At 58.3% G+C, this 16,812-nt stretch carries 20 protein-coding genes; 11 read left to right on the top strand and 9 right to left on the bottom strand.

From position 1 onward, the window contains the following. Positions 1-43 precede the first annotated feature (43 nt). Together AB4Z23_RS09565 and AB4Z23_RS09560 are read right to left on the bottom strand one after the other, a co-directional pair. Positions 44-433 (bottom strand): DUF6220 domain-containing protein, encoded by a 390-nt coding sequence (locus AB4Z23_RS09565; protein WP_421477249.1) that lies wholly within the window; start codon positions 431-433, stop codon positions 44-46. Then, positions 433-1,470, bottom strand: coding sequence for an NAD-dependent epimerase/dehydratase family protein (locus AB4Z23_RS09560; protein ID WP_421477412.1), 1,038 nt, complete (start codon positions 1,468-1,470; stop codon positions 433-435). The genes AB4Z23_RS09565 and AB4Z23_RS09560 overlap by 1 nt, the downstream gene beginning before the upstream one ends. Before the next feature lie 63 nt (positions 1,471-1,533). Between AB4Z23_RS09560 and AB4Z23_RS09555 the strand changes: the two genes are divergently transcribed. Next, entirely contained in the window at positions 1,534-2,505 is a 972-nt protein-coding gene (locus AB4Z23_RS09555; RefSeq protein ID WP_162995197.1) for a LysR family transcriptional regulator, read from the top strand. Positions 2,506-2,614: 109 nt separating this feature from the next. On the opposite strand, the gene AB4Z23_RS09550 is transcribed toward AB4Z23_RS09555, so the two are convergent. Further along, positions 2,615-2,881 carry a DUF2188 domain-containing protein gene (locus AB4Z23_RS09550; RefSeq protein WP_003513427.1) on the bottom strand — a complete coding sequence of 89 codons (267 nt, stop codon included), beginning with the start codon at positions 2,879-2,881 and terminating at the stop codon, positions 2,615-2,617. 197 nt (positions 2,882-3,078) lie between these two features. On the opposite strand from AB4Z23_RS09550, the gene AB4Z23_RS09545 reads away from it, so the two are divergent. After that, a complete protein-coding gene (locus AB4Z23_RS09545) occupies positions 3,079-4,185 on the top strand; it encodes a calcium:proton antiporter (RefSeq protein ID WP_025594117.1) in 1,107 nt (368 codons plus the stop codon). A 59-nt stretch (positions 4,186-4,244) separates the two neighbouring features. On the opposite strand, the gene AB4Z23_RS09540 is transcribed toward AB4Z23_RS09545, so the two are convergent. Further along, entirely contained in the window at positions 4,245-5,447 is a 1,203-nt protein-coding gene (locus tag AB4Z23_RS09540) for a pyridoxal phosphate-dependent aminotransferase (RefSeq protein ID WP_003513431.1), read from the bottom strand. A gap of 209 nt (positions 5,448-5,656) precedes the next feature. On the opposite strand from AB4Z23_RS09540, the gene AB4Z23_RS09535 reads away from it, so the two are divergent. From AB4Z23_RS09535 to AB4Z23_RS09520, 4 genes are all read left to right on the top strand, one after another. Beyond that, entirely contained in the window at positions 5,657-6,586 is a 930-nt protein-coding gene (locus AB4Z23_RS09535; protein WP_035198647.1) for an EAL domain-containing protein, read from the top strand. A 145-nt stretch (positions 6,587-6,731) separates the two neighbouring features. Next, positions 6,732-7,043, top strand: coding sequence for a hypothetical protein (locus AB4Z23_RS09530; RefSeq protein ID WP_075807739.1), 312 nt, complete (start codon positions 6,732-6,734; stop codon positions 7,041-7,043). A gap of 141 nt (positions 7,044-7,184) precedes the next feature. Next, positions 7,185-8,087, top strand: a complete 903-nt coding sequence (locus AB4Z23_RS09525; protein WP_025594121.1) for a DMT family transporter — start codon at positions 7,185-7,187, stop codon at positions 8,085-8,087. 443 nt (positions 8,088-8,530) lie between these two features. Continuing rightward, entirely contained in the window at positions 8,531-8,746 is a 216-nt protein-coding gene (locus AB4Z23_RS09520) for a cold-shock protein (RefSeq protein ID WP_003494703.1), read from the top strand. 92 nt (positions 8,747-8,838) lie between these two features. On the opposite strand, the gene AB4Z23_RS09515 is transcribed toward AB4Z23_RS09520, so the two are convergent. After that, the gene (locus AB4Z23_RS09515; RefSeq protein ID WP_112290443.1) at positions 8,839-9,483 is read right to left on the bottom strand and encodes an MBL fold metallo-hydrolase; all 645 of its coding nucleotides are present in this window, start codon (positions 9,481-9,483) and stop codon (positions 8,839-8,841) included. A gap of 234 nt (positions 9,484-9,717) precedes the next feature. Here AB4Z23_RS09515 and AB4Z23_RS09510 point away from each other — a divergent pair, with 234 nt between their 5' ends. The 4 genes from AB4Z23_RS09510 (at position 9,718) to AB4Z23_RS09495 (ending at position 13,173) form a co-directional block, all read left to right on the top strand. Further along, entirely contained in the window at positions 9,718-10,317 is a 600-nt protein-coding gene (locus AB4Z23_RS09510) for a DUF1236 domain-containing protein (RefSeq protein WP_003513439.1), read from the top strand. A gap of 202 nt (positions 10,318-10,519) precedes the next feature. Continuing rightward, positions 10,520-11,047 carry a MarR family winged helix-turn-helix transcriptional regulator gene (locus tag AB4Z23_RS09505; RefSeq protein WP_003513440.1) on the top strand — a complete coding sequence of 176 codons (528 nt, stop codon included), beginning with the start codon at positions 10,520-10,522 and terminating at the stop codon, positions 11,045-11,047. A gap of 2 nt (positions 11,048-11,049) precedes the next feature. Then, on the top strand, positions 11,050-11,763 hold the full coding sequence (locus tag AB4Z23_RS09500) for a response regulator (RefSeq protein WP_019565223.1): 714 nt from the start codon (positions 11,050-11,052) through the stop codon (positions 11,761-11,763). A gap of 30 nt (positions 11,764-11,793) precedes the next feature. Then, on the top strand, positions 11,794-13,173 hold the full coding sequence (locus tag AB4Z23_RS09495; protein ID WP_003513442.1) for an ATP-binding protein: 1,380 nt from the start codon (positions 11,794-11,796) through the stop codon (positions 13,171-13,173). 121 nt (positions 13,174-13,294) lie between these two features. Here the strand turns inward: AB4Z23_RS09495 and AB4Z23_RS09490 are convergent, their stop codons facing one another. From AB4Z23_RS09490 to AB4Z23_RS09475, 4 genes are all read right to left on the bottom strand, one after another. Next, positions 13,295-13,636 carry a tRNA-binding protein gene (locus AB4Z23_RS09490; protein ID WP_003513443.1) on the bottom strand — a complete coding sequence of 114 codons (342 nt, stop codon included), beginning with the start codon at positions 13,634-13,636 and terminating at the stop codon, positions 13,295-13,297. A 27-nt stretch (positions 13,637-13,663) separates the two neighbouring features. Next, positions 13,664-14,482, bottom strand: coding sequence for a pyrroline-5-carboxylate reductase (gene proC, locus AB4Z23_RS09485; RefSeq protein ID WP_013636581.1), 819 nt, complete (start codon positions 14,480-14,482; stop codon positions 13,664-13,666). 2 nt (positions 14,483-14,484) lie between these two features. Next, positions 14,485-14,985 (bottom strand): YbjN domain-containing protein, encoded by a 501-nt coding sequence (locus tag AB4Z23_RS09480; RefSeq protein ID WP_006311131.1) that lies wholly within the window; start codon positions 14,983-14,985, stop codon positions 14,485-14,487. Positions 14,986-15,417: 432 nt separating this feature from the next. Then, positions 15,418-15,681 carry an accessory factor UbiK family protein gene (locus AB4Z23_RS09475; RefSeq protein WP_421477253.1) on the bottom strand — a complete coding sequence of 88 codons (264 nt, stop codon included), beginning with the start codon at positions 15,679-15,681 and terminating at the stop codon, positions 15,418-15,420. A 308-nt stretch (positions 15,682-15,989) separates the two neighbouring features. On the opposite strand from AB4Z23_RS09475, the gene lgt reads away from it, so the two are divergent. Further along, entirely contained in the window at positions 15,990-16,802 is an 813-nt protein-coding gene (gene lgt / locus AB4Z23_RS09470; RefSeq protein WP_029658791.1) for a prolipoprotein diacylglyceryl transferase, read from the top strand. The last annotated feature ends 10 nt before the right edge of the window (positions 16,803-16,812 follow it).

Genomic DNA, 16,812 nt, shown 5'->3' with positions numbered 1-16,812 from the left:
TGAAACGCCGCACCGCTCCACAGCGGTGCGGCCTTTTGCCGTTTCAGGACAGGCCTCGCGCCTGCCGCGCAGCAAAGTCTGAAAATGCGCCCATTACGAAGGCGTTGGCCACATGCAGCGCCTGCAGAAAGCCACTGCCCGTTTCCCGACCGATGCTCATCAACGCCACCTGAAGGCAGTAGAGAGCGAGCAGCACGAGCGCGCGCCCAAGGTTTGGCCGGAGGTCATCATGACGAAGGGCGAGCACGACTAGAGATACAATGGGAACGGCGATCAGCATGCCAAGCCCTTTGTGAACCACAAGCAGCGATCCGTCATAATAGATCGACAGCCCGGCCAGCAGCACCTGCGCGAAAATCAACACCGGCAGGCCTGCCGAAATCACGGCGAACATACGGCGCCGCCGGGAAAATCCATTAGCCACTGTAACCATCACACCCTACCCCCGGCATCGGTCGCATGATGAAGGCCCGCCGGTTGCTGCACCTCGGCGAGACACCCAAGGCTCGCCAGTGTTTCCGATACTGCCGCATCGATCGGCGTTCGCGGTTCCGCGCCGAGGAATTCGACAAGCTTGCGGTTGCTCATCCGGATCGGCATCTGCCAGAGATATTTCATTTCCATGACTTCGCGGAACAGGGGAACGAACGGTGCAGCCAGCCCGACGGCTAACCACGAAAGCCGCCGCATCTTGACCGGATGGCCGACGGCCCGCTCGATTGCCCCAACCAGTTGCAGCCCGTCGAAATCCCAGACACCCTCCATGTGGTAGACGGCAAACGTCTGAAGCTCGTCCGAGCGATCGAGCAGCCGTCCGATTATCTCCGCAACATCCGGCAGATAGGCCCATTGATGCCCGGCATTCGGTACTGCTGGATTCTGAACACTGCGAACCGGCTTGCCCGGTCGCACCAGCATCTGCGAAAACCAGTTGTTCTTCGCGTCAGGACCAAAGAAATCACCGGTGCGGACGATCAGGACCGGCACGCCGCGCATCGACGCCATTTTCAAACGCCGCTCCATTTCAACGCGCAAGCCGCCCTTGCGGGTGAAAGGCTTTTGCGGACTGTCCTCCGTCAGAAGCGGAAAGGCATCCGGGCCAAAATTATAGATGCTGCCTGGAAACACGATCCTTGCCCCGCAGGCCTCGGCAGCGGCAATGGTATTGTCGAGCATCGGCAGCACTTGGCTGTCCCAGTTGCGATATCCCGGAGGATTGACCGCATGGACGATGAGCCCGGCGCCTTTTGCCGCCTTCACCACATCCTCCCTGTTCATGGCATCGCCGGTCACGCGCTCGATGCCATCGACGGCATCAACTGGTGCCGATCGGCGAGTCATCGCCCGCACCCGCCAGCCGCGCTGCAACAACATCTTTGAGACATGGCTGCCGACGCCACCATTCGCCCCAACAATCAGCGCCAGAGGCCGGTTATTCTCTGCTGTATTTGCGTGGATTTCATATATCATTGCCATTACTCCTTCTTCTGGGCTGGAGTATCGGGCCATCAGGCGATATACGAAATTGTCCAAATGAGTGGAGCCGCTATACAAAATCTTATAATCAGAAGCCGCGATGTCAGCTGGGATTTTTACCGCACCTTCCTCAGCGTGCTGCGCGACGGCTCGCTTTCCGCCGCCGCCCGCGAACTCGGCATTACCCAACCGACAGCTGGGCGCCATATCGGAGCGCTGGAAGAGGCCATCGGCTTTCCGCTGTTCATCCGCTCGCCGCACGGGCTGATGCCGACGGAAGCGGCGCTGGCGCTCCGGCCCTATGCGGAAAATCTGGCGGCGACGGCCGCAGCCCTTATGCGGGCGGCCTCCGGCGAGGTCGGCAAGATCGAAGGAACCGTGCGTATCAGCGCATCGGACATCATCGGCGTTGAAATGCTGCCGCCGATCATCGCTGCCATGCGGGAGATTCATCCCCGGCTTGAAATAGAACTTTCACTATCCGACACGCTGGAAGACCTTTTGCGGCGCGAGGCTGATATCGCCATCCGCATGACCGAACCGCAGCAGGATGCCATCGTCATGCGCTATATCGGCAATTTCCGTCTGGGATTTCATGCCACACGCGATTATCTGGCAAGAGCCGGCATCCCGAAAAACATGGAAGAACTGAACAACCACCGTATGATCGGTTTCGACCGCAAGACGCCTTTCATCAGGGCGGCGATCCAGCGCATGCGCTCGCTTGATCCGGAAATACCCGATATCGAAGAAATTTCCTTCGAAATTCGCGCCGACAGCAACCTCGCCCAGCTTGCCATGATCCGCGCCAGCGCAGGCATCGGCGTCTGTCAGATCGGCCTGGCGCGCAAGGATCCGCGGCTTGTCCAGGTCCTTCCGAAAACCGACATCCCGCTGCACGCATGGGTCGCGATGCATGAAAATCTCAAGACCTCGCCGCGATGCCGTGCCGTGTTCAGCGCCCTTGTCGACGGCCTGAAGGCCCACCTGAAGGAAACCGATCCGGGCGCCCCGCCGCAACGACGCTAGCGCCATTACAGCATCGATGCCGCACGGCCTTGCGCCCGCAAATCCGCAAGACAGACCGGCGAAGCATGGAGGGTGATGCTGTTCTCACCGGAAATGTTGACGCACTCCATCAAAACGGTCTGGCCGGCGGTGAAATCTTGTCGACCACTTCCGCCTCCGGCCGGTCGCCGCCCTGGCTGTATTCCTCATGCCACTGGCCGCGTTCGTCCTGATAGCTGATTTCCTCATCATCGCCGCCCACCTGCTGTTCGGCAGCAACGATGCGCGCGGCCTCGACCGCATCGGCATAGGTAGGAAATGTTTCGGAATAAGCGCCGTTCATGCGGTAGGCGAAGCCACCGTCATGTTCCACGACTTCATATACCACTTTTGTCATGCATGTTCCTCCTGTTTCAGTAGGCGACATCGCAACCACAACCGCGCTTCAAGCATTGCACCCGACGGGGGACAACACGGCATGAGCAGCATGTCCTTGACCGTAACACTATCCTACCAAAAGCACTCAAGCGCAAATCCTGCTTGATCTTAACGACGATACGTCACAGCCTCACACTCTCAGGGGAAGGGAAATCGATGGCGGGTTCTATTTTAAAGCAGGAGCGCATGTTGCTGCTGGCAATACCGGTGGCAGTCGTCGCCTATATGGCCGAACATGCGATATTCGAGGCCGGCAAAACGGCGTCGCTGATTGCCGCGATCGCCCTGATCGGGATGATCGTTCTGGTGTCGATGCGGGTTGCCCACCACGCCGAAATCCTCGCCGCCAAGGTCGGAGACCCCTATGGCACGATGATCCTGACGCTGTCTGCCGTGGCGGTGGAAGTGTTGATCCTTGCCATCATCATGAGCGAATCCAATTCGCCGACGCTCGTGCGTGACACGATCTATTCCGCCGTGATGATCGACATCAACGGCATTCTGGGACTGGCCGCCCTGCTGGGAGGCCTTCGCCACGGCGAGCAGCCCTACAATGACGATTCAGGCAAGACCTACGGCGTCATGATCCTGACTGCCATGGGCATCTCGATGATCGTGCCGGAATTCATCCCCAAGGAAAGCTGGCACGTCTATTCCGCCTTCACCATCGTCGCAATGATCGCGCTTTATGCGCTGTTCCTGAAAATGCAGGTTGGTCCGCACAGCTATTTCTTCAGCTACGCCTATCCCCGCAAGGCTCATCCCAGCGGTCATCCATCCGGCGATCACACGGAGGACGAGGATGAGGGCAGCGTGTCCCTCTCCATCGGTCTCATCGTCGCGGGCGTCGTGCTGATCGGCGTGCTGGCGGAATTCATGGCGGCCTTCCTAAGCCAGAGCCTCGAGGGCACAAGCGCGCCACCGGCACTGATGGCCGTCGTGGTCGCGACGATCTCAGCATCACCGGAAATCCTGACCGCGCTCAGGTCCGCATTGCGCAACCGCATGCAGGCCGTGGTCAATATCGCCATGGGCGCATCGCTTTCGACGGTCATCCTCACCGTCCCTGTGATGGAGGGCATCGCACTCTACACCGGTCAGCCGTTCATCATGGCGATGACGCCGGTTCAGACGGTCATGGTCTTCATCACCCTCATCGCCGCCGCCATCAACCTCAATGACGGTGAAACCAACGCGATCGAGGGAATGACGCATTTCATCCTCTTCGCCACGTTCATCATGCTGTTGTTTCTCGGGCTTTAGCCGCAACAAAAAAAGCCCGGCATCGCTGCCGGGCTTTGTTATTCAATATCCTAGACCGATCAGCGGCAATCGGCGCAGAAGCGCTGGATGCGCTTGCAGGCCTCTTCCAGCAGTGCTTCCGACGTGGCGTAGGAAATGCGGAAGTTCGGGCCGAGGCCAAACGCCGATCCCTGCACGACGGCAACACCTTCGGCTTCCAGAAGCTCGGAGACGAAATCCACATCCGACTCGATAACCTTGCCGGACGGCGCGGTCTTGCCGATCATGCCGGCGCAGGACGGATAGACGTAGAATGCGCCTTCCGGAGCCGGGCAATTGATGCCTTTCGCCTGGTTGAGCATGGAGACGACGAGATCGCGGCGGCCTTCAAAAATCTTCTTGTTGGCCGGAATGAAATCCTGCGTGCCGTTCAGCGCTTCGACAGCCGCCCACTGAGCAATCGAGCTGGCGCCCGAGGTCTGCTGGCCCTGGATCATATCCATGGCCTTGATGAGCGGCAGCGGGCCGGCTGCATAGCCGATACGCCAGCCGGTCATGGCATAGGCCTTGGAGACGCCGTTCATCGTAAGCGTGCGGTCATAGAGCGAAGGCTCCACCTCAACCGGCGTGACGAATTTGAAGTCGCCATAGGTCAGGTGTTCGTACATGTCATCAGTCAGCACCCAGACGTGCGGATGCTTGACCAGCACGTCCGTCAATGCCTTCAGCTCGTCATGCGAATAGGCAGCGCCCGAAGGGTTGGACGGCGAGTTGAAAACGAACCACTTGGTCTTCGGCGTGATCGCCTTTTCCAGCGCTTCCGGCTTCAGCTTGAAATTGTCTTCGAGCGTCGTGTCGACGAAGACAGGCGTACCGCCGCAGATCGCCACCATTTCCGGATAGCTGACCCAGTAAGGTGCAGGAATGACGACTTCGTCACCCGGGTTGAGGGTGGCCATGAAGGCGTTGAAAAGGATCTGCTTGCCACCGGTGCCGACGATGGTCTGCTCCGGCTTGTAGTCCAGACCGTTTTCGCGCTTGAACTTGTCGGCGATCGCCTTGCGCAGTTCAGGAATACCTGAAACGGGCGTGTATTTCGTTTCGCCGCGCTTAATGGCGTCAATGGCGGCTTCCTTGATGTTTTCGGGCGTATCGAAATCCGGCTCGCCGGCGCCAAGGCTGATCACATCGCGGCCCTTCGCTTTAAGCTCACGGGCTTTCTGGGTAACAGCGATGGTGGCGGATGGCTTTACGCGGGAGAGAATGTCGGCAAGGAAGGCCATTTTTAATCGGTCCTGTTGTGGTTGACATCGGCAGAGGCGGAAAATCCTGTCTTCTGCGGCATTTTCTATGTCGAAAGACAGGCGCTCTTTCAAGGTCAAAAGCAGCATATGTGACACGGGGAAGAATTTAAACCTTCCTTAACCCGGAAGTAACGCTTGATGCGCTATATTCTCCGGCTAGAGGTCGTGTCTCTGTAGCTGGTTGAAAAATGGCGCCCAAAAGCATCTTTTCCAGTCTTGTCCGCGAGGTCGATGGCACATGGTCCACGGCCTATGGCACCTTCAACTTGAAATCAGCCCTGCAGCCCATTTTTCGCCGAACGATGAACGGCGCTCTCGACATCGATTCCTTCGAGGGCCTGGTGCGTCCCCATCGCAACGGCGAACCTGTGACACCCGGTGAATTCTTCTCGCTGGTGGCGCCAGAAGATATAGAGAATATCGACAGTATTCTGCGCACGATCCACATTCTCAATACCGGCAGGCTCAATCGTTCGCGCGCCCGCGTTTTCGTCAACTTCCATCCGGGCCTGTTCCAGACCCCGGCCAAGATGCGTCAGGAAGTGGAGCGCATGCGCCTTACCGCCCACGAGGCCGGCATGACGGCAGACCGCATCGTCTGCGAAATCTCCGAGAAAAAAGTCTCCGATACGCAGATGGTCGCCGACTTCGCCTATCATATGCATGACATCGGTTTTCGCGTGGCGCTGGACGATTATGGCGCGGGCGATTCCGACATTGACCGGGTGAAACTCATCAAGCCGGACTATGTGAAATTCGAGGCAGGCTGGGTGCGTGATTTCATGCAGAATTCGGCAGGGGCCGCCCTTCTGCGCGTCATCGTCAGCCAGTTTCGCGACGATGGGATAGAGCCGGTGTTCGAAGGACTGGAAACCGGCAGGCAGGTGGATATCTGCGAGGACCTCGGCGTCCTGCTGATGCAGGGATACGTGTTGGCAAAACCCGAACTAGCACCGACGAGCTTCGATGCGCGCTTTCCCGAACTCGGCAGCGGATATTTTTCACCCTCGCCAAGGTCGGATAGAAGTACTGCGACACCGGCATTCCCGCGTGAAGACCGCCTCGCCGAGCCGCATACCCTGCGCCAGACCAGAACCTTCGGAAAACGCGGCCTTTGAGGCGGTTGACAGCGAAATTGTCCCGAAATCGGCTTTGCCACGATATTGCCACAATAAATACTGCGGAACGCCTGAATTCGGTCTCCAAGCCGTCCATTTCGAAGCCTCTTTTATCCTTTGAGAACAGGGACAAGAGGCGATCGCCATGTTTACCAACGACAGGACATCAGTTGAACGGTTAAGGGCGCAGAGAACGCTGTTTTCGCTCTGGATGGCCATTGCCGCCTTTCTTGTCGTCGTCACCATGGCCGCCGGGATCGCAACCTCGGCCAATGCAGCCCCTCAGGCAGTCGACACCCTGCAGACATCCTCTATTCCGCAGGTGACGGCAACCGCGCGGGCGGGCGGCCACCTGTTGCTGGTTATCTTCTCGGCCGCAGCCTTCATCAGCCTCGGCATAGGCGGCCTCGCGCTTACCCGGCGAAGCCTGAAGGACGAGGCCCGCCGCCACAAGTAAGCCGCCCTCTCCTCGACTTGCGGCATCGGCGTGTTGCTGCTAAAGCACAGGGGAAGTCGTCAGAACGACGTTTCAAAAATCCCCGAAATGCCAAGGCCGCGACGGAATGATCTTCGGGCCCCTGCTGTGCTGGTGCCATCAATGACGCGTATTCAGGCCAACATGCTGCTTCTGCTCGCCGCGGCGATCTGGGGAGGCGGTTTCGTCGCACAATCATCCGCCATGGCCTCGATCGGGCCATTCTGGTTCGTCGGTCTGCGCTTCGCCATTGCCGCCATCGCCGTGCTGCCATTCGCCCTGATGGAAAACCGCTCGAAAAAATCGCCGCCACGTCGCAGGGAAATTGGCGGCTTCATCCTTGTGGGCCTCGCCCTGTTCGGCGGCGCGACGACGCAGCAGGTCGGGCTTTTGACTACAACCGTCACCAATTCCAGCTTCCTGACGGGACTTTACGTCATCTTCGTGCCCGTGATCGCCGTCATTCTTTACCGGCGCCATCCCCACTGGATCGTCTGGCCCGGCGCCCTGATGATGCTGGGCGGAATATTCCTGCTCTCGGGCGGCGCATTCGAGGCGCTGACGCAGGGCGATATTCTCAGCATCATCTGCGCCTTCTTCTGGGCAATCCAGATTACGCTTGCAGGACGTTTCGTTTCCGAAAGCGGACGGCCGCTTGCGCTCTCATGCACTCAGTTTGCGATTTGCTCTCTCTTGAGTTGCATGATCGGCCTTGCGGTAGAACCCATCAGCATGGCGTCCATAGAAGGGTCGCTGGCGGAAATTCTATACGTCGGCCTCGTATCCTCCGGCCTCGCCTTCGTTTTGCAGGTCGTCGCCCAGCGGTATACGACCGCGCCGCAGGCTGCGATATTTCTCTCTTCAGAGGCGCTTTTCGGTGCCTTGCTGGCGTCGATTTTCCTGAAGGAAACCATTTCCAACGCCGGTTATATCGGCTGCGTGATCATTTTCGCCGCTATATTGATCGTCGAACTGGTGCCGGAACTGACGCGTAAACGGCAAAAAACCGTCGTTGGAACGGCCTGAGGCAGAAAGAACTGATTTTTCTGTTTCGAGAAAAAATCGTACCGCCGCATTCAAAATTTTGCCCGGAAACCGAAGGCAACCGGCAATTATTTCATCAATTATCAAATATGCGGAAAAAATGTGCGACTACGCGCAGGAATTCTACCGCAGGTTTTTATCCGACAAAAAGCCCGTGAAAACTTTTGCTTGCCAATTTTCCATAAACGCAGCAATCTACTGCGGTTCGGGCAATTTGCGAGCATGGGAAGGCCTATAAATTTGCGCACTGGGGACGCTATAAACCTCGGGCGGTGGGACGAAAAACGTTGGATGAGAACGCCATTACTTCCCGCTGTGAAGGTCCTTTTTCTCAATAGTCAAGAGCTGCCTGCCAACGCCCTCGCGGGGCAAAACTGTAATGCTGCCTGTAGCTGAACGCGGGCAGAGCGAAAAGGACCTGATGCATGGCCGAAACTGGCACCGTAAAATTCTTCAACACAGACAAAGGCTTCGGCTTCATCAAGCCAGACAATGGTGGCGCTGATATCTTTGTTCATATCTCTGCCGTACAGGCTTCCGGCCTGTCCGGACTTTCAGAAAATCAGAAAGTGAGCTTCGACACGGAACCGGATCGTCGCGGCAAGGGCCCGAAGGCAGTCAATCTGCAGATTGCTGGCTAACCCTAAAACGGCTTTCATTTCTAGTTGAAGCCCGGCAGGAATGCCGGGTTTTTTTATGCCCAATCCGGAGGCGCCAATACGCGCCCGGAAACTCAGATCCCCTTGAGATAGGGGTTGGTGCGCCGCTCCTCGCCAAGCCGCCCGCCGGGGCCATGGCCGCAGATAAATCCGACATCATCACCCAGCGGCAGCAGCTTGTCGCGAATGGACGCCATCAATTGCTCGTGGTTTCCGCCCGGCAGGTCGGTACGCCCCACCGACCCCGCAAACAGCACATCGCCGACATGGGCGAATTGCTGGTCGCGATTATAATAGATGACGTGACCTGGAGCGTGACCCGGGCAATGATAGACTTCAAAGACATGATCCCCGAACGATACCGTGTCGCCCTCATTCAGCCACCTGTCCGGCAAAACGTTCTGAAGACCGCTTATGCCGTATTTCTCGGCCTGGGTCTCGATCCTCTCGAGCAGCGGCCGATCGTCCTCATGCGGGCCGATCACCGGCAGGGAAAGCTTCTCCCGCAGTTCCTTGGCGCCGCCGGCATGGTCGAGATGGCCGTGCGTCAGCCAGATTTCCTTGAGCGCGATGCCGTTTTCGGAAACCACCTGAAGAATGACATCCACATCCCCACCGGGATCGACTATAACGCCTTCCTTCGTATCCTCATCGAAGAGAATGGTGCAGTTCTGCTCGAACGGCGTGACCGGAATAATGCCCGCCTGCAACTTTCCCATATCCCGTGTCTCCCTGTCTGACAAATCCCGCCTCCTATAGCCTGCGGCCGGTTCCGGCACAATGGCGGAGGAAAAAGCAACGGTTTCCGGTGACCTTGCCACTTCCAAAAACTATTAGCTAATTCAAATAGATATCGGAAATGTTCCCGCCCGAGACGGGAGGTATCTGTGAAAAATGTGGAACGCCCTGAAGGCTGCGACGTTGTAGGTCCAGTCTTAAAAGGAGTGAGACACATGGACAAGACGCTTAAAATGCTCATGGCTGGCGGCGCATTCGCCCTGATGGCCGGTTACGCAAACGCCGCCATGGTCGCCACAACAGCATCGGACGTTTCCGTTCGTTCGGGCCCAGGCGAGGATTATCCCGAGCTTGGCCTTGCCACCCGTGGCAGCAATGCGGTTCTTGATGGTTGCATGGACGGAAGCAGCTGGTGCCGCATCGAAGTCAACGGCCTGCGCGGCTGGGCACATGCGGATTATCTGAATGTCATGTATGAGGGCTCTCCCGTCATTCTCGAACAGCGCCGCTCCGATATCAGCGTGCCGGTCGTGACTTACGAGAAGACCTCGAGCGTACAGGCAGAACCCAACCCCGGCGATCCGAACCTTGGCCGCGTCGGTGAAGTCAATCCGCCCGAAACAGTCATCTCCTATATTGACGAGCACCCTGCGGACACTGTCACCTTTGATGGCGAGGTAGCGGTCGGCAGCACCCTGCCCTCCGATACCCGGCTCGTGGAAATCCCTGATTACCAGTATCGCTACGTTCAGGTGAACGACGTGCCTGTTCTGGTGGAGCCATCGACGCGCCGGATTGTCTACGTCTACCAGTAGACGCGAACTCGATACCGGCAGCATGAAACCAATGAAGAGCGCGGGCTTTCCGCGCTCTTTTCTATTTCCGGTAAAGGCCAGTCAGGATTCCAGTTGCACCGGCACCCGCAGCATATTATCCACCGCAACAGAAAATGATCGCGGCATCCTCCCGAGCGGACGCATTTTCGGCTATGTTTACAGAATATTGGCGCATCGACGTATGTCAGCCGCAGAATATGAAGGAACCGCAGTGCCACCGCAATCGCTCAAAACCGCAGCCGCCAGGCAGACACCGGCACTCCCGAAGGTTGACGACGGCAAGATCGACTTCGATACGATAGAGGCGCTGTTCTTCGCGTATCGCGATTTCGTCTCCGATCCAGATGTCATTCTTTCGAAACTGGAATATGGGCGCGCGCATCACCGGGTAGTCTATTTCGTCAGCAGGCAGCCCGGCATGACGGTGGCGGATCTGCTCGACACCCTGCAGATCACCAAGCAGAGCCTTGCCCGCGTGCTCAAGCAATTGATCGACGACGGTTATATCCGCCAGATGGCTGGCCCGGAAGACCGCCGCCAGCGCAGGCTCTATCCGACGCTGACAGGGCGCGAACTGGCCCTGGCGCTGAGCGAGCCGCAGTCGCGCCGGATCGACCGTGCGCTGGAAGGGCTTGGACCCGACGCTCGCGCCTGCGTTCGCAAGTTTCTGGCGCAGATGCGTAGCCCGACACCGGGGGAAGGCGACTGACGATGGCGACGGCAACGACAAAACTCCCCCCCGCCGATGACGATGCGGCCCACCTTCTGATCGTCGATGACGACGCCCGCATTCGCAATCTTCTGCAACGTTTCCTCGGCGACAAGGGATACCGCATCTCCGTCGCAGCCGATGCGGCAGAAGCCCGGCGCAAGATGGTCGGCATCCGTTTCGACCTTCTCATTCTCGACGTGATGATGCCGGGGGAAAACGGGCTTTCGCTCACCCGCTCGCTGAATGAGAACAAATCCGTGCCGGTCATTCTCCTGACCGCCCGCTCGGAGGCGGATTCGCGAATTGCTGGGCTGGAAGCCGGCGCGGATGATTATCTCGCGAAGCCTTTCGATCCGCGCGAACTTGTCCTTCGTATCAACAACATCCTGCGACGCAACACTTCGCCGGATACGCCCAAGATCGAACAGATCATGTTCGGCCCCTACAGCTTCTCTATCCCCAGGAAGGAATTGCGGCGCGGCCCTGAAACGATCCGCCTGACGGATCGCGAACAGGAGATCATGCTGCTCTTTGCGCTTCGCGCCGGCGATACCATTCCACGGCACGAGCTGGTCGAGGCGGAATCCGAAGTGGGCGAAAGAACAATCGACGTGCAGATCAACCGCCTTCGCCGCAAGATCGAGGACGACCCTGCCAACCCGGTCTACCTGCAAACGGTGCGTGGCATCGGCTACCGCCTGAGCGTGGATTGACAAGGACAAACGAAAGGCGGGCGCACAGCCATGGCGAGCCTCGATTTTCTAATCACTGTCAGGAATAGCGGCGTAGCAAAGACCTGGCGCGCATTTACCAGATGGCTTCGCCACTGGCTGCCCACCGGGCTTTATACACGCTCGCTGCTGATCATCATCCTGCCGATGATCCTGCTTCAGGGCGTTGTCGCGGCCGTTTTCATGGAGCGTCACTGGCAGCTGGTTACCGAGCGCCTTTCCTCCGCCGTAACGCGCGATATCGCAGCGATCATCGAGCTTCTGCAAACTGATGAGGAAGAAGACGACTATCAGCGCGTCATCCGCATCGCTCGCGAGAAGCTGGGCCTCAGCATCTACATCGAGCCGAAGGCCGATTTGCCGGCCCCGAGACCAGAACCGTTGTTTTCCATTCTGGATACGATCCTCGCCAATCAGCTGACCCAGCAAATCGGCCGGCCATTCTGGATCGATACTTATGGCAACGGTTCCCTGGTGGAAATACGTGTCCAGCTCGAAGACAAGACGCTCCGCGTCTTTACCAGTCGCAGCGCCGCCTATGCCTCCAACACGCATATCTTCCTTGTCTGGATGGTCGGTGCATCGCTGGTCCTGATCGCCATTTCCATCCTGTTCCTGCGCGGGCAGATCAAGCCTATCGAAGCGCTTGCCAAGGCGGCCGAAAATTTCGGCAGGGGCCAGAAGATCAGCGCCTATTCCCCACGCGGCGCGGACGAGGTGCGGCGGGCGGGACTTGCCTTCATATTGATGCGCGAACGTATCGAGCGGCAGATGGAACAGCGCACTGCCATGCTGAACGGTGTCAGCCACGACCTGCGCACCATCCTCACCCGTTTCAAGCTGCAACTCGCGCTTGCCGGCGACAATCCTGATCTGGAAGGGTTGGACAAGGATGTCGAGGACATGCAGTCGATGCTGGAGGCCTACCTCACCTTTGCCCGCACCGATGTCGAGGAGGATGTCGGCACGCTGGAGCTTCCGGCACTTCTGGAAAAAATCGACTATGATTTCGAGCTGCACGGCAAGAAATTCAGCTACGAGCTATATAATATCGACCAGATCATCGCGCGCCCGAATGCCCTCTCCCGCCTCGTCGCCAATCTCGCGGAGAATGCCCGGCGCTATGCCAGCAAGCTCCATATCGACATCCGCAAGGCTCCACGCTCCATCATCATGACGTTTGATGATGACGGGCCGGGTATTCCGGAAGCGTCAAGGGAGGATGTCTTCAAGCCGTTCTTCCGGCTGGACGAGGCACGCAACCTCAACGCCTCTGGCACCGGGCTCGGCCTCTCCATCGTCCGCGACATCGCCCGCAGCCATGGCGGTGACGTATCGCTGGACGACAGCCCGATGGGCGGATTGCGGGTAATCGTCAAAATTCCGGCGTAGAGCAGCGGAGAGAAAAATGTGACGCGGCTCGCCCGCTTGCGTCATTCCAGCCTTGAACCGGAACGACGGAGAAAGAATGTTCAGCCTGCGCAATCTTCTGGTTGCGTGTTGTTGTGCGTTCTCAGCACATTTTCTCGCCGTTCGGCACCGGCCGCTCCACCGCGGCAAGCACGATGTCGCCGTTGCCATCGGCAAACCCCAATGTCAGAACTTCGGAGCGGAACGGGCCAATCTGGCGCGGTGGAAAATTCACCACACCCAGCACCTGCCGGCCGATCAGACTTTCCGGGGTATAATGCACCGTGATTTGCGCCGAGGATTTCTTGATGCCGATCTCGGGGCCGAAATCGATCTTCACCTTGATCGCCGGCTTGCGTGCTTCCGGAAAAGGCTCTGCCTCAACGATCGTGCCGACACGGATATCGACCTTTTCGAAATCGGCATAGGAAATTTCACTGCTCATGCCATGCTCCCGCCAGCCTGCTCGTCTTCAACCAGCCAGTTCTTCGGCGCGATTTTTCGCCGCAGCGATCGCCTTGTCAAACAGGGGCTGCATGCCGTCTTCGGCCATCAGCACCGAAAGTGCGGCGGCCGTTGTACCGCCCGGCGAGGTAACGTTCTGGCGCAGGCGCGCCGCCTCGTCAGAAGACTGATGCAGGAGTTCGCCAGCACCGGCCACGGTTTCACGCGCCAGCCGCATGGCTATATCCGCCGGCAGACCGGCCTTGCGACCGGCTTCCGCCATGCATTCAACCAGATAGAAGACATAGGCCGGACCGCTTCCCGAAACCGCGGTGACCGCGTCGATATCGCTTTCGGTTTCCACCCATTCGACCGGACCGCTGACCTTCAGCAATCCATCCACCACTGCCTTTAGCGCCGGCGTCACCAATTCGTTGGCATAGGCGCCCGTCACGCCACGGCCAACCATGGCCGGCGTGTTCGGCATGGCCCGCACGGCGGCGACCGAGCCGAAATGCGAAACGAAAGTGCCGATGGTGGTGCCGGCCGCAATCGAAACCACCACGGTCTCGGGTCCGAGCAAGGGCTTGAGGGAGGGTAGCACTGCTTCCATCATCTGCGGTTTTACCGCGACAAACAGAATGCCCGCCTTCACGCCGTCAGGCACGCTTTCGCTATGCGTGGCGCCCGCTTCCGCAATTGTCGTGCGCATGGCGTCGGAGGGGCGCGGATCGATGACGATAACCTGCGAACCCGGCACGCCCTTTTTCAGCCAGCCCGAAAGCAAAGCGCCGCCCATATTGCCCGCCCCAACGAGGACGAGAGGACCGGAAGCCCTGTAGACCATTTTCACGCTTCTCCGACGGTCTCGAACATGACCGCTTCAATTGCACTTTTCGCATCCAGCCCCGACCATACGACGAACTGGAATGCCTGATAATATTGTTCGCATGCCTCAAGCGCGCTGGAAAGCAGCACTTCCACCTGCTGGTTGTTAGGCTCCGCACCGCCAGCCAGAAGCAGCGACTGGCGGAAGATCACAACATCTTCCTGCCGCCACAGATCGAAATGACCCATCAGTACCTGGCCGTTGACCTGAGACAACAGGCGAATGACTTCGTTGACGCGCTGATCGGGCACCTTGATGTCGAAGGCGCAGGCCAGATGCAGTGCCTCGAAATCTTCCATCCAGGAAAAGGAGACGTGATAATCGGCCCAGTGGCCCGCCACCGTCATGGCGATCTCGTCTTCGCCGGAACGTTCGAACGACCAGTCGTTCGAGGCGGCGACAATCTCGATCATGTCCACGGGATTGGACTGGCGCTCAATTTCAAATTCTATCAGGCTCATGCGGCACCTTCTCATCCGGTATGGATGTTCTGTTTTGAACGCCGGGCACAAAACGCACACACAAACCGGATTCAACACTTGAGACGATTGCCCGACACCAACAGAGTTACACATTCACCCTGTGTGGAGCTTACCAGGTTCGTTTCGAATCATCATTTAAAATCAGTGTATAATGGCCGAGTCCTGCTGCCACCCCTCGGGCAGCATTTTTACTTTTTGAACAGTGGATATCTTCTCCCCCATCACCTCAGGCGAGATACATAAGCGACTCTGGCAATTGCGTTTTTTGGAAGTGTCCACAGGCCTCAAAAAATTAACGATGGAGGCAGGTCCGGATCGACAGGGAGTAATTTCGGGTTGCATGGCCCGCAAACAAAAAGTCCCGGAATCGCAGGCGATCCGGGACCTCTTGATGAAAAAGCGCGAAAAGAATCAATCCTTGGCAGCAGAAAGCTTTGCTTCCAGAGCCTCGATGCGAGCGCGAAACGCATCGTTTTCATCGCGCGCCTTGATCGCCATCTCGCGCACCGCGTCGAATTCCTCGCGCTTGACCACGTCGAGGCTGTTCAGCCAGCGATCCGCCTGTGCGTGCAAGGCAGCCTCGGCCTCCTTGCGCATTCCCTGCGCAGCGCCCGCCGCATCGGTCATCAGCTTGGCGAATTCATCCAGAAAACGATTGGTGCCTGTCGTGCTCATGGCCCTGTTCCTTCGTCGGTTCAGGGAGCGTTCCGTTCCCTGTTGTTGATGCCTTTCAGGTAGGCACTCGACAGCCGCCTTGCAAGCAAAATCGAAAAATCCACATGGCCTGCAATGGCCTTCGGCATCGCAAAGCCTCCCTTGAAGAATAATCTTGACCGGCGCTGCGGCAATCGCCATTTTCCTCGCGTAAAGAGACCGGAGAGCATCATCGCCCGGCTCCTTGAGGCAATGGGTCATTCTGTTGTCCGCCCAGCAACGATGACGGAATATACGGATTGTTAGCCGCTCCCACCCAACTTGCCATCATGCCATTTCCGAATATCGATCCGGTTGCCCTGTCTCTCGGGCCTCTGGCGATCCATTGGTACGGCATTGCCTATGTCGCCGGCATCATGCTCGGCTGGTTTTATGCCCGCCGCCTTGCGCTTACGCCTCGCCTGTGGCCAAACGATACATCGCCGATCTCGGCGCAGCATCTTGACGACTTCATCCTGTGGGCAGCCGGCGGCATCGTGCTTGGCGGGCGCATCGGCTACATCCTGTTTTACGATCTTGGCGCCGTCGCCGCAAACCCTATAAGAGCACTTGAGATATGGAACGGCGGCATGTCGTTCCATGGCGGCCTGATCGGCACGACCATCGCCATGATCCTCTTCGCCCGCAAGAACGGCATCCCTGTCTGGAGCATGTTCGATATCATCGCAGCCGTCGCACCTGTCGGCCTGCTGTTCGGACGCATCGCCAATTTCATCAATGGCGAATTGTGGGGACGTATCGCCGACGTTCCCTGGGCCGTCGTGTTCCCGACCGGCGGGCCGTTTGCGCGTCACCCCAGCCAGCTTTACGAAGCGGGACTTGAAGGCCTCGTTCTCCTCGTCATTCTGGCGGTCACCATCTACGTTTTCAGGGCGCTCAAGACACCTGGTATCGTAACCGGCATCTTTGTTTGCGGTTACGCGCTGTCGCGCATCTTCGTGGAATTCTTCCGCGAGCCGGACGCCCAGATCGGTTATCTCGCGGGCAACTGGCTGACCATGGGCATGGTACTCTCCACGCCGATGTTCCTTCTTGGCCTCTGGGCCGTCTTGCGTGCGCGGCGCGCGAAAATACGCGCTTAAGCGGAATGGC

It is taken from the genome of Agrobacterium sp. MCAB5, from assembly GCF_052114365.1.
Taxonomy (GTDB): domain Bacteria; phylum Pseudomonadota; class Alphaproteobacteria; order Rhizobiales; family Rhizobiaceae; genus Agrobacterium; species Agrobacterium tumefaciens.
This window is presented reverse-complemented; position numbering and strand designations above follow the sequence as displayed.